The sequence below is a fragment of the Nitrosospira sp. TNL200 genome (genome assembly GCF_055386305.1).
On sequence record NZ_AP041003.1, the window covers coordinates 1,817,378 to 1,829,274 of the forward strand.

At 56.8% G+C, this 11,897-nt stretch carries 12 protein-coding genes; 8 read left to right on the plus strand and 4 right to left on the minus strand.

Features of this window, described 5'->3' with window-relative positions:
• The first annotated feature begins 389 nt into the window (after positions 1–389).
• The 7 genes from ACZ5CE_RS08115 (at position 390) to ACZ5CE_RS08145 (ending at position 8,258) form a co-directional block, all read left to right on the plus strand.
• A complete protein-coding gene (locus tag ACZ5CE_RS08115) occupies positions 390–797 on the plus strand; it encodes a hypothetical protein (protein ID WP_464574380.1) in 408 nt (135 codons plus the stop codon).
• Positions 798–839: 42 nt separating this feature from the next.
• A complete protein-coding gene (locus ACZ5CE_RS08120; RefSeq protein ID WP_464574381.1) occupies positions 840–1,331 on the plus strand; it encodes a CYTH domain-containing protein in 492 nt (163 codons plus the stop codon).
• Between the two features lie 138 nt (positions 1,332–1,469).
• Positions 1,470–2,156, plus strand: a complete 687-nt coding sequence (locus ACZ5CE_RS08125) for an endonuclease/exonuclease/phosphatase family protein (protein ID WP_464574383.1) — start codon at positions 1,470–1,472, stop codon at positions 2,154–2,156.
• Between the two features lie 236 nt (positions 2,157–2,392).
• The gene (locus ACZ5CE_RS08130) at positions 2,393–5,401 is read left to right on the plus strand and encodes an energy-coupling factor transporter transmembrane component T family protein (protein WP_464574384.1); all 3,009 of its coding nucleotides are present in this window, start codon (positions 2,393–2,395) and stop codon (positions 5,399–5,401) included.
• 630 nt (positions 5,402–6,031) lie between these two features.
• On the plus strand, positions 6,032–6,574 hold the full coding sequence (locus tag ACZ5CE_RS08135) for an SRPBCC family protein (RefSeq protein ID WP_464574385.1): 543 nt from the start codon (positions 6,032–6,034) through the stop codon (positions 6,572–6,574).
• Positions 6,575–6,899: 325 nt separating this feature from the next.
• Positions 6,900–7,406 (plus strand): DUF1269 domain-containing protein, encoded by a 507-nt coding sequence (locus ACZ5CE_RS08140; protein WP_464574386.1) that lies wholly within the window; start codon positions 6,900–6,902, stop codon positions 7,404–7,406.
• 258 nt (positions 7,407–7,664) lie between these two features.
• Positions 7,665–8,258, plus strand: a complete 594-nt coding sequence (locus ACZ5CE_RS08145; protein ID WP_464574387.1) for a DUF4142 domain-containing protein — start codon at positions 7,665–7,667, stop codon at positions 8,256–8,258.
• Between the two features lie 67 nt (positions 8,259–8,325).
• Here the strand turns inward: ACZ5CE_RS08145 and ACZ5CE_RS08150 are convergent, their stop codons facing one another.
• Genes ACZ5CE_RS08150 through ACZ5CE_RS08165 form a run of 4 tightly spaced genes read right to left on the minus strand, consistent with a single transcriptional unit; the run spans position 8,326 to position 11,073 of the window.
• Entirely contained in the window at positions 8,326–8,847 is a 522-nt protein-coding gene (locus ACZ5CE_RS08150; RefSeq protein WP_464574388.1) for a hypothetical protein, read from the minus strand.
• The gene (locus ACZ5CE_RS08155) at positions 8,844–9,161 is read right to left on the minus strand and encodes a hypothetical protein (protein ID WP_464574389.1); all 318 of its coding nucleotides are present in this window, start codon (positions 9,159–9,161) and stop codon (positions 8,844–8,846) included. Before ACZ5CE_RS08155 ends, ACZ5CE_RS08150 begins: the two co-directional genes overlap by 4 nt.
• A 56-nt stretch (positions 9,162–9,217) precedes the next feature.
• Positions 9,218–9,910, minus strand: coding sequence for a DUF6475 domain-containing protein (locus tag ACZ5CE_RS08160; protein WP_464574390.1), 693 nt, complete (start codon positions 9,908–9,910; stop codon positions 9,218–9,220).
• Positions 9,901–11,073, minus strand: coding sequence for a YdaU family protein (locus ACZ5CE_RS08165; protein ID WP_464574391.1), 1,173 nt, complete (start codon positions 11,071–11,073; stop codon positions 9,901–9,903). Before ACZ5CE_RS08165 ends, ACZ5CE_RS08160 begins: the two co-directional genes overlap by 10 nt.
• A 179-nt stretch (positions 11,074–11,252) precedes the next feature.
• On the opposite strand from ACZ5CE_RS08165, the gene ACZ5CE_RS08170 reads away from it, so the two are divergent.
• Positions 11,253–11,777, plus strand: coding sequence for a helix-turn-helix transcriptional regulator (locus tag ACZ5CE_RS08170; RefSeq protein WP_464574392.1), 525 nt, complete (start codon positions 11,253–11,255; stop codon positions 11,775–11,777).
• Positions 11,778–11,897 lie beyond the last annotated feature (120 nt).

The window sequence follows — 11,897 nt, forward strand, 5'->3', positions numbered from 1 at the left end:
CGCACGAAAGGTGCGGGGAAGTGCGGCAATCCATTGCTGCCAGGGAATAGTTTACCCTTTGCCGTCTTCACGTCAAGCCACCCCAGGCTGCCCCGGGCTGCCCGAGGTCATCTCAAGCCGCCTCGGAACCTGCGGGGCGCAGGCAGGCAGCACTGGCGCCGGAATCGCCAGCACCCATCCATTCCGATACGCCGGCAAACGTTGCCTCGCTGCAATCTCCCCATATCTCCCCCTATTCCATGAAGCCGTATCCATGCCCCGTGTACCCTGTATACCCTGTGTACGGCAGCGAACGGAAATGGCCAGCGGAAGCTTCATATTATTGAAGAGTTTTCGCCGGGATGATCCGGGTGCCGGCAGCCTGGGCAGGACGGAGCAGTGCAAGAGCGATGAAACCCGAACAGGATAGGGAGTCGAAAATGGACAAGGAACCGCTGATCGAACTGCCCTGGCATGGACAGGAAACCATCGCCAATGCGCCGCGGCTGCTGGACCAGGCCAGGCAGGTGAAGATCACGCTGCCGGCCAACTATAACCACTCGCTGTTCAGCGTATTTCATCCCGGCGCGCCGCCCGGCCATCCCGAGGCGGTGGATGTTTCCGGAGGGCGGGAACTGCTCGCCACGGTCGCATCGATCAAGGGACTGGAGGGGATCGCCCGGATTGCCGATGGCCTGCCGGCGGAAGGGGTAATGGTCCATGTCGTCAGTCCGCCAGCAATCATAATGACGCTCGAACCCCTTTCAACGGAATTGCCGAACCTTCGCCCGAGCCCAATCAGCGATGATCAAGCCTGATACCTCCCGTACCCGAACGGCAACGAGCTGAAAACGGACATCATGAGCAAGGAAATCGAGCGGAAATTCCGGGTGGACGAAAATGAATCCGCAGCCTGGCGGAAAGCCCCCTGTCTGGAGATACGGCAGGGCTATCTCTCGCTCGATAAGGAGCGTACCGTCCGCGTGCGGATCGCCGGCGGCGACGCCTGGCTCACTATCAAGGGTATTACCCGGGAAGCTTCCCGATCCGAATACGAATATCCCGTTCCCATTGCCGATGCGGAGGAAATGCTGGATTTTCTGTGCCTGCACCCTTTAATCGAGAAACGCAGGCATCGTGTCGAGCACCAGAGGTTTCTGTGGGAGGTTGACGAATTTTACGGAGACAACGCCGGGTTGATCATAGCGGAGATCGAGCTGGAAAGCGCGAACCAGGCTTTCCCCAGGCCGCCGTGGGTTGACGTGGAGGTGACGCACGACCCCCGCTATTACAACGCCAGCCTGGTGCGTCATCCATACAGCCGGTGGAAATCTGAACGCGGGACGCCATGAATCCCCAGGCGGCAAATCCGTCAACTCTGGCAAATCCGGCGAAAACCCGCTGGGCACAGCCTTGCGGCACACCGGCATAAAAACCGTGAACCCTGGGAATTCACGGGTATCATATAAGAAGCGTAGAGGAGAAGGCATATGAACCTGACGCTCGCCACCTACAATATCCATGCCTGCATCGGCGCGGATGGCCGCTTCGAGCCGGACCGCACCGTGGACGTGCTGCGCGAACTCGATGCCGATGTCGTGGCGCTGCAGGAAGTCGAGCATCACGAAATCAATGGCTCCGACCTGCTGGACTACCTCGCCGAAAAAACAGGCCTGACCCCTATCGCCGGCCCTACCCTCCTGCGGGATACGCGGCATTACGGAAATGCGCTATTGACGCGGCTGCCTATCCTGGCGATAAACCGGGTGGATCTCACCCTGCCCGGCCACGAGGCGCGCGGCGCGCTCGACGTGACTCTTGGTTCGAACGGGCGCCGCTTGCAGGTCGTGGCGACACACCTTGGGCTGAAGCCCTGGGAGCGGCGCCAGCAGGTGCGCCAGTTGCTGAACCTGTTCGATATCGGCTCCAAGGACGTCTACGTGCTGCTGGGAGACCTCAATGAGTGGTTCCTGTGGGGAAGGCCCCTGCGCTGGCTGCAGGCGCACTTCAAGCAAACCCCGCACCGGGCGACCTTCCCTTCCCGCCGGCCGTTCATGGCGCTCGATCGCGTCTGGGTGCACCCGCGCCGCAAGCTCACCGCAGTGGAAGCGCATGTCAGCAAGCTTGCCCGCATCGCCTCCCACCATCTTCCCCTGAAGGGCATCATCGAAATCTGAAGAAAGGGGATCGGGTCTCGATATCCCCCTCAAATAGATTTTGTAGGTCGGGTTAGCGCCAGCGTAACCCGACAACGGCACTGATACTCCCTGGGAAATAAACTATATTGAGATTGCTACGCTTGTTTGCCTGGAAGAGATGCCGTCGCCTTTCGCCCTTGATCCTGGAAAGATTATCGCCCGATCATGCCGCCATTCGCACCAAGCAAAAATCATGATCCGGGGGTTACCGCCAGATGATGCCACCGGTAAAAGAGCCGCTTGCGGGACTGGCTCTGCTTGTCATATTCGGCGTTCTGATCTGGTACAACCGCCCGATCGACAGCTCCCCTCCCTTCGACCCCTATCCCCAGCGCCAAGCACCGCGCGTCACGGGAGATACTTATGAAGCCTGGCTGTGGAAGGATCCTTTCGGATTCGATCCCGCCGCCGAGTCGGGCGGCGCATTTGAAGCATGGGACCGGGCGGTGAAGGAAACAAAACCTGATAAAAAATCTGAGAAAGCCAAAAAGGATCTGACGTGCCAGGCCTCGCTGGAAAAAATAATTTCTGACATTTCTGCCAAGAAGAGATCGGTAAAAATTCTGGCCCCGTTGGTAAAAGTCACACCGGGCACCGTGGAAAACAAGGAGATGCGGACCCGGCAACGCTACGCTGTCGTTGCAGGCCTCATAGAATCGGGCTACCGTCCGCAAGAACCCGACCGGCTGCATTTTTGCTCCATCCGGGAGAACAGTCGCGAATATGACATGCGCTTGGAGCATTATAAATATGGTCCCGAAAGCAATTCCCGACCGGATATCGTTGTTGCCTGGATCGACAGTGAAGTATTCGCCAGCCGTAATCACGCTCTCGAAGAACTGCTTTCATCAGAAAAAATAATCCCTCCACTGGAAAAACTTTATATCTTTGATGTGAACAGCATTCTTGGGGACGAGCGCTCAAAACAGATAAAAGAAAAAATCCCTTGCCTTAAAAGGAACATCGAACTCATCAAACCCGCCGGAATGGAAAGTGAAACAGACAACCAGGGGCTTGCTAAAAAGCTTGCTGATGAGATGGAGCTTCGCTGCATTAAAAACCCGTCGGAGCTGATGATCATAATGGAACAAGGTTCGGGGAATGCAGACAAACTTGCCAGCGGCCTCACGAAACTCCTTGGAGAATCTTTTGAAAAAAAAGAGTCTGGCAAGTCGAGATGTAGTAACGCAAGTGGCGCAACCACCTCAGATAAAATAAGAAAAATTTTCTACCTGAAAGGTTCGGATGGCAATCCGAAAAAGACCGGCAACCAGGATAAAAAAGATAAAAATGAAGAGCAGTCGGCAGACAAGCCTGAACATGTATCCGTAATCGATCTGCATCGGCCGCCACCGCTGCCTGTCGGGCCGGGCCAGATGGATTACTTCCACCGATTGGCTGAGGAAATCAGGAATGTGCACGATACCGTGGATTTTGATAAACGCGATAGCGGCGCCAAGGCGGTAGTCATCCTGGGTAGTGACTTCAATGACAAGCTGCTGATAATCGAGGCCTTGCGCGAGAAGATGCCGCATCTGCTGATTCTCACCACCGATCTGGATGCGCAGATGCTTTATCCCAAGCATTGGCGCTCGACTCGTAACCTCGTTGTCGCCTCGCACTTCGATCTGCTGCTTAACGAAGCATTACAGGCACAATTTCCTCCCTTTCGGGATAGCCAGCAGACCAATATCTTTTACCGCACTCGCAGCATTGCGGATGGCAATGCCAGTAGTATCAGCCAATCAGAAAACACCTTTCCCGGGATTTTTGAAGTCGGCCGGAACGGTTTTGTTCGTCTGGGTCCTCCAGAGGATTTAGGCTACCATCCTCCCGATAATTCTCGGGTAAATACCAAAAACCGGCTCTGGCTCCTGTTAGGGATCGCGGTTTCCCTTCTCGGGTTTCACTGGGCCATTCGTCCCTGGTCCGGAATCCTATCCAGATACTTTTTTGTTGGCACCTTCTGGGTATTCGCCATCGCTTTTGGTTTAGGCACGGATATTTTGTGGACAAACGAATCAGGAGAACCGCTCAGCTTTAGCGATGGCGTCAGCCTCTGGCCCACCGTACTCTTGCAAATCATTGCGATGCTATGGGCGGGTGCCTTTTTTGTTTTAACCATGTGCGACCTCGACAAAAATTTTTACCGCCTGAGCGACCAGTATTTTCGGGGCTGGCTGCGGCCTGTTTCAGTTTATGGCGTTTATGATCCGGGACAGGATCAATGTCAGTTGTGGACAAGCATACGCCCATACACCACCTGGTCAAGCAGGGTGCGCAGCTTAAGGGGATGGCTAACATTCGGTGTTCTTGCAGTGACGATTATTGCTTACGCATGGAATGACGTTTACCCATCGGAACTTACCTTGTTGGCGTGCTTGGTAATCCTCGTGACCATTGCAATCGTTTATGTTGTATGGTTTTGGGAGAAAGTCTCCATCAAGCATTGGGCTGAAAATGACAAACGTATAGATAATAGATCCGGAATGTGGCTGAGATATTTCTACTTAGGCCGCTTTGGTTACCGGTTGGCACGCGTTATCGCTATGTGGCTGATCTTTGCAGTCATCGAAACCCTGCTGGTTTACCTGCTGCCACCCTGGCCATTGCCTTGGCGAGGGGATCGTGATCCGGCTTCCTGGATAGGTGTCCTCAGCTTTGTTGTGACCATGCTCCTGCTGTTTTTCGTACTGGACGCGGTAAGGCTCAACTATTACTGGATCAAAAAGCTGCGCAAGCACCATTCGCGGATGCACGCTCCGTGGCCTAGGCAAGCATGCACGAATAGTCTGCTCGAGTCCCTTGAGGACATGGTCGAGGTGGTCGCGAAACGTACCCAGGCCGTGGACAAGCTCATCTATTACCCCATGCTTTGCATTGTCCTCATGCTGTTTGCCAAGATCACCTATTTCGACAACCAGGACCTCCCGCTCAGCAAGGCCCTCACCTTTGGGGTCGCCATCTCGGTTCTCTTCTTTTCCGGCTTCATGCTGCGCCACGAGGCCAACAAGCTCAGGCTTTCCATCAGGAAGGATGTGCAGAACAGGACCGTGAACGCGAGTTGCACCTGGGATAGAAAAAAGGATACGCTAAAGAGACTGGATACGATCGACGAAGGCGCATTCCAGCCCATGCTCGAGCAGCCCGTGATGCAGGCGTTATTGATAGTACTGGCCTCTATCAGTCTTTTTGCCGGCGAGTATCTCAAGTTATTCGGGTAGTCCGGAAAAACGGAGCAACTCATATGGCATGCCAACTCATTTCATGGCTATAAAGATGGCATTGTCACAGCAATTCAACACGAAACACGGCCGGGGTAACAATTCTGTTCATTCAATGTATCCGCGTTGCGGCATCATTTTTGTAGGTCGGATTAGCGCAGCGTAATCCGACAATTCCGACTGTTCGTTATTGTCACGCCCATTCCACCCTTGGCACAAAAGCCGCCCCGTCGGATTACGCTGCGCTAATCCGACCTACATCTACTGATTTGCGTCGCAATCCCGGGCATACTCGAAACTGCTTCCCACTCTTCCCGAATTACTGGCGCGGCCTCATCGATCTATTCCCTCGGGATCAATTCATGGGCGTGGCCGCGCAATATCCGCGATCTCCGCAATCGGCGTTTACGTTCCCCACCGCACAGAACCATCCTGCTGCATGCGGCATCATTGCAGCACGCTGTTCGCGTATTTCACTTCTGCTGTATCCCAGTTACCCCTTTGCAAGGCAGAAAACGCGGATTTTTTATAAGCCTCGGCCGTTTCTACTGCAGACCCCAACCTGCGGCGGATGGGAACCAGATACTTCCCAACCGGTGAAACGGCTCTTCCCGATAGGAGGAAAAGAAAATGTTAGGAAAAATTGTCACCATAGCCGCAGCCGCTGCGGGCGGAATCATGCTGTCGAAGCATTTTCGTAAATCTTACGACCCGGATAAATCCACAGTGGAAGAGTCCATAGAGGTCAATGTTCCGGTAAGCACGGCCTACAACCAGTGGACCCAGTTCGAGGATTTTCCGAAGTTCATGAAAGGCGTTACCGAGGTTCATCAGATCGACGATACCCATCTGCACTGGCGCGCCAGGATTGGAGGCAGGGAGGAAGAGTGGGATTGTGAAATCACCGAGCAGACGCCTGATCAGCGAATCGCCTGGCACAGCACAGGCGGAGCGGAAAATGCCGGGGTGATGACCTTTCATAAAATCGCCGATTCCAGGACGCGCATCATGCTGCAGATGGATTACAGCCCGAAAGGCTTCGTGGAGGGATTCGGCAACGCCTTGGGCGCGGTCGGAGCACGCACTCGTGGCGACCTGAAACGCTTCAAGAAGTTTATCGAGGAGCAGGGAAAGGAAACGGGAGCCTGGCGCGGCACCGTGGCTCAACACTGACTTCGACCGTCCAAAGCAGGCCGTCAGCCAGTCTGCCTATTGATTCGGCTGGAAAATACCATGAATACGCCATTCCGGGCGTGGCCCGGAATTCAGTTCCCGGCCAGCAGATAGGTTGCTTCGTACGCCACTGGATACCGGCTTCTGCCGGTATGGCGTATTGCTTGCTTGCGGGATCAAATAATGCGGCGGAGGCGAACCACCTGGAAACCAGTGCTTCGCCTCTGATTTTCGTGATTGCCCGCTGGCCATGGACAGCTCAGACGGAACTATTCGCGGCGGCGGCTCCTCCAAAATAGACAACAACGGTAAATAAGGAGAAAACATGTCGGATTTAGTGGTGGTGGGTTTTGATAAAATTGAAACAGCCGATCTGGTCCTGCTAAGGCTCAAAAGATTGAAAAGGGAGTACCTCATCGACCTCGAGGACGCCGTCGTGGTTGAGCGCGACGCGTCCGGCGAGGTCCATCTCAAGCAGAGTATCAACCTCACGCAACTCGGCGCCAGCTCCGGACTGCTGTCTGGCAGCCTCCTTGGCGCGCTGGTCGGCATGATGTTTCTCAATCCCGTAGCCGGTTTTCTGATCGGAGGCGTGTTCGGGGCGGGGGGCGGCGCGTTGTCGGGTTCGTTGACCGACTACGGCATCAACGATGATTTCATCCGGTCGCTGGGCGAAACCATTCCCGCCAACTCATCGGCCCTGTTCATACTTGTGCGCAAGGCACAGCCCGAAAAAGTTCTGGCCGAGCTTTCAGACGTCAAGGGCAAAGTGCTGCGCACGTCACTTTCTCCGGCACAGGAGCAGCAACTGCAAAAAGCGCTATCCGACTGAGATCCGCACCATGTAGCGGGGCGGGAAAAGCGTCCGGCCTGCTTCCCGTCCCTGCCCTTGCCTGCTGGCGCAAAGCTGCCGCCCACGCAGGCTGTTTTCCTTCATTCTTCATCGTGAGGTTCCATTCCGCGGTACCCGGCATCCGCGGCTCGCGAGCTGCGGCCGACGGTTCAAACCCGGCAGTTCACGGAGCCTTTATGTGTAATTTGCCTTAAAATGGCTCTTTTCACTATGGATGCAAATCGTGGAGGAACGAAAGTGAGGCATCTGCTTATCCTGGCCGCCGGTCTCATGGCGGCGGCTGTTTCCGCTTTTGCGGATACGCATGACTCTTATAAACTGCAGCTCGACGATGGCCAGATTGCTGACGTGATACTTACCGCGAGCAGCCTGTCGATAGAAGCCGCGCAGCTCGCGAGGCTGAAGGCGCGTAGCGCGGCAGTGCGCCAGTATGCTGGAAAAATAATTGCCGAGCATGGGCACGTCAATGATTCCCTGTCGCGGCTCGTGAAAAAAATCGATGTCGTGCGGGAGAACAATCCCATCAGCAGCGCCTTGAAGGCCGACGGGAAGGCAGATCTCGAAAAACTGCGCTCGCTCCATGGCAAGGCATTCGACGAGGCTTACGTCAAGCAGGAAATCGTGCTGTACCAGGACGTGCTCGATACCATCGACAACCGCCTGATGCCCAATGCCCGCCGCGAAGAATTAAAAACGCTGCTGTACAACCTGTTTGCCCCGTTGTCGCTGCACCTGGAGCAGGCCCAGCAGATCCAGGAGGCGCTGAATGATGAACCGGGCGAAACACCGCGGGAAGGAGCGGGATTTCATGCTGGCAATCTAACTGCTTAATCGAAGCGGTTAACCGAGCAACATAATCGAACCGCATAACCAAACTGCTTGTCCGGATTCAGGATCGTCACATCCGGGCGCCAGAAGCGGCGCCCAGCAGCCCCCTCGCCTCCATTTCCATGCGCAGCCTGTCCATCGCCTGGACATGTATCGCATCCAGCGCATCGTAGGATCTGTTGCGCAGGGATGCCGCCTTGAGCATGCCGCAGCGCAAGGACGCCCTGATCTCGCGCAGCCCTATCCTTTCGCCGCAATATGCGCGGATGATCTGGTCGATACTTCTGCGGCTGTGCACGCCCGTGCCGAAATTCGCCGCGAGATGATGCGCAAGGATATCGGAACCGGCCGCCTCCCTGCCGAACTGGATTCTTACGTAGGCCATGTGCAGCGTCGGCAAGACCCGCTCGCACAGCGCGAGTATCAGCGCCGCCTGCGCATGCCGGTCGTGCGCGGTCAGTTCCCCGTTTCCGTTACTCCCGCCTGCCCTGCAGGCTTCGCGCATGTCGTTGACGGAAGAAATCTTCACGATCGGCCTGCTGATGGTTTCGTAGGCCCATTTCAGGGCGTGCTCCGGGCTGCTGAACTTCATTTGCGGCTCCTTTTCGATTGATATAGGCCACATTGCTTTCCGTGGCGGCGTCCTTTCGCGCAATATTTCACGACTTCCCAGGAAAGATTATTTTCCGCAAAATAGAGCGCCGCCTCATGGACGCAGCCGTGGCAGGACTTCGCCTGCCTGCGCTCCAACACCTTCTGCGGATCACCATATTCCCAGCGCTCGAGCTGCGGGAAAGCGAAAGGAAAACCGAACCCGCCCAGGCAGGGATAATCGGATTTCGCCTCCACTGCTCTTATTCCCCCTGGCGCCGTTGTCACCGTTGTCACCTTTGTCACCTTTGCCATGCTTGCCACCCCTCCTCTCTCCATAGTCCCTTCTATAGCCGGCCCAGGTCGATGCATCATGATGTGGCCTGCGCATTGCCGGACTTGCCATCGCTATCCAGGGCGCCGCCCACGCCTTCGTCTCCCTGTTCCCTTTTTTCCTCTATATGCCTCAGGCTGCTGAAGCCGGGCACGGGCTGGCTGGCACCTTCCCGCAGAACCCGCTCCGCCAGTTGCCTGTTTCCGATCAGCACCGGCTTTCCCGATTCGAAACGCTTGAGCTCGTTATGCGCGGTGGCAATGCCGATCAGGACCGGGGCATAAGGCGGGCGCTCGTTGCGCGAGCGGAAGCCGCGATAGCGGCTCTCGAATTCTTTCGCGACGAATGGCCACTCCGCCTCGGATTTCGTTCCCAGCCCTATCCACCCCCCCATGTCCTGGATCACGCGGTGGATCAGCGCATCGTCGAACACCACATCGCAATAAGTACCCACCGAGCGGACCGCGCGGTCGACTTTTGCCCAGGCGCGCAATGCGGAATCCTGTGTGGAACCCTGCAGCATGCGGATGATGTCCGCGGGTTTGGGAGCAAACTGGCCTGAATCCGGATTCGCGAGATGACGATTGAATGCATCGATGATTGCAGGCAGCTCATGGCTTCCAAGCGCCGTCCACCAGACATCCAGCGCGAATCGGGACAGGCTTTTGCCATAAAATCCCATTACACCGGTGATGCCGTCGTGAAATTTCTGGAAGTCGTCTACCCGCATGGCGAAACCCTCCTGCCCGTCCCGGCGGGTTCCTCTCCCGGCGGTTCCACCGGCTCCCCTGGCTCTGCCGGTTCTGCCGCCGGGGCGTTCCGCAATTCCGGCGGCATCCATCCCGCGGTCTCCGTATGGCTGGCCGCTTGCAGCAGTTTCTGGCCGCTGGGCATACGCCCCTGGTGCAGAACCAGTTTTGCAGCCTCTTCACGCTGGCGCCTCACCATTCCGACCACGTAGGGAAAATTTGCTTTTCCCCGGGCCGCGGCATTTCCTGCCGCCTGCAGGAACTCCTCTTCGGTCGCGCCTGCCTGCAGCAGCGCCAGCAGTGTCGGATGATGGGGATTGCAGCCTGTCACCCCCTGGCCCATCAGCGCCTTGCAGCACGCGCCGGCGGTACCCGGAGCGACTGAAGCTCCCAGGCTGCCAATGCCGGCGTGAAAGCCAGTCCGCCCGCCGCTATCGCCATGGTTGCCGGGACGGGAATGGAGGCTGCCATGGTCCGGGGCTGGCTCCTGCCCCTGCTGACGGGCAGCCATTTCCGGTTCCGGCTGGCCTTTTTCCGGATCGCCCGTCCCACAGGAATTGAAATCCGCGCTTGCCTCTTCCCGGAACGGGCGAGACTGGCGATGCAGTTCGTGCTGGCGCTGGTGATGGGGCTGGTGCTGGTGATGGGGCTGGTGATGGGGCTGGTGAGCTTCGCCGCTGGGTTCGTCGTGGATTTCGGTGTACGGGGCGGGCCTGCTCCCGGAGGGTTCCTGGTCGAAACCCATGGATAACCCGTCAGGTATATCCGCACCACGGGGCTGCATCTGCCGGATTTCCGTATTTGCGCTGGCCGCCTTGGCTGGCCTGCCGCCCTTTCTGCCATTGATGCGTGCCGCCTCGATTTTTGGCCTTGCCTTGGCGATCTCGCGATCCGCCCGCTGGTTGTGGCGCAGTCCGTCGCCGCCCGATATCGGAAAGAACTGTTCCGCGACCGACTTGACAGCCTGCTGTTCCAGGCGCGTCATGGCGCGGCAAACTCTATAAAGACTGGAAAGGTCCTCCGGCAGCGGTTTCTCGACACTGAAATACGTATCCAGCAGCATGGTGTAGGCGCCATGCTCGGCGAGCGAAAGGTGCGCTGTATCGCGCTGATAGTCTCCACAATATCGTTCGTAATAATTCATCGATATGCTCCTTTGCTCGCGCTGGCATTCAGATCCTATGGAGTCTCATAGGCTATCCCTGCAGGTTTACTCCAGAGGCTTCTGCGCAACCCGCATTACCCCCATTATTACAAGTATAACTTGTTAATGTCAAGCTATTCTTGTAAGCGTGGCGCAAGCGTTGCTTGTATTATGAATGCATGAACATCGCGAAAATAATCCGCGAAGGGCGCGAAAAACTGAATCTGAATCAGTCAGAACTCGCTGAATTGCTTGGCGTGACGCCGCAGGCGGTGCAGCAATGGGAATCCGGCGCCACCCAGCCGCGCGGAAAAAGGCTGAACAAGATAGCTGAAGTACTCAAACTGCCATCCATTCTCATGCATTTCGGCATATTGGAGGACGTGCCGGAAAAAAAAGACATCGCCAAACCTCCGGAGTCGCCGCCAGGCGGTTCTCCCCGAACCATCGTGGAAAAATCCGTTTCCCCCAACGATGTGCTAATCAATGAAGTAGTGAAAGCAATGCAACGAATGTCCAAGGAAGATGCCGCTCTGCTGGTGACGCTCAGCAAGGCGCTGGTGCGCGAAGAACCGCAGTCTGCAGTGACCGGCGCGAAGAAACTGCCGGTGCCGGACCTGGCGGCGCACCCGGCTTCGGCATTTCCTCCGCGCAGGGTGCCCCGGGCAACTGGAAAGGCGCGCGGAAAGACGGCAGTTCGATAGAAGAGCGTACAGCAGGCATCAGCCGAACCGCCGGAAATTCGAGAGGCGGGGAAGAAGGCGCAGCGGCTAGCCTGCGAAAGCCTGGGCGATAACAAGAGATGAGCGGCGCCGGCACCCGCC

What these genes read in the sequence shown, in the direction of transcription:
- ACZ5CE_RS08115 (WP_464574380.1), top strand. Translation starts at nt 390, where the DNA reads ATGAAACCCGAACAGGATAGGGAGTCGAAAATGGACAAGGAACCGCTG.
- ACZ5CE_RS08120 (WP_464574381.1), top strand. Translation starts at nt 840, where the DNA reads ATGAGCAAGGAAATCGAGCGGAAATTCCGGGTGGACGAAAATGAATCC.
- ACZ5CE_RS08125 (WP_464574383.1), top strand. Translation starts at nt 1,470, where the DNA reads ATGAACCTGACGCTCGCCACCTACAATATCCATGCCTGCATCGGCGCG.
- ACZ5CE_RS08130 (WP_464574384.1), top strand. Translation starts at nt 2,393, where the DNA reads ATGATGCCACCGGTAAAAGAGCCGCTTGCGGGACTGGCTCTGCTTGTC.
- ACZ5CE_RS08135 (WP_464574385.1), top strand. Translation starts at nt 6,032, where the DNA reads ATGTTAGGAAAAATTGTCACCATAGCCGCAGCCGCTGCGGGCGGAATC.
- ACZ5CE_RS08140 (WP_464574386.1), top strand. Translation starts at nt 6,900, where the DNA reads ATGTCGGATTTAGTGGTGGTGGGTTTTGATAAAATTGAAACAGCCGAT.
- ACZ5CE_RS08150 (WP_464574388.1), bottom strand. Translation starts at nt 8,847, where the DNA reads ATGAAGTTCAGCAGCCCGGAGCACGCCCTGAAATGGGCCTACGAAACC.
- ACZ5CE_RS08155 (WP_464574389.1), bottom strand. Translation starts at nt 9,161, where the DNA reads ATGGCAAAGGTGACAAAGGTGACAACGGTGACAACGGCGCCAGGGGGA.
- ACZ5CE_RS08160 (WP_464574390.1), bottom strand. Translation starts at nt 9,910, where the DNA reads ATGCGGGTAGACGACTTCCAGAAATTTCACGACGGCATCACCGGTGTA.
- ACZ5CE_RS08165 (WP_464574391.1), bottom strand. Translation starts at nt 11,073, where the DNA reads ATGAATTATTACGAACGATATTGTGGAGACTATCAGCGCGATACAGCG.
- ACZ5CE_RS08170 (WP_464574392.1), top strand. Translation starts at nt 11,253, where the DNA reads ATGAACATCGCGAAAATAATCCGCGAAGGGCGCGAAAAACTGAATCTG.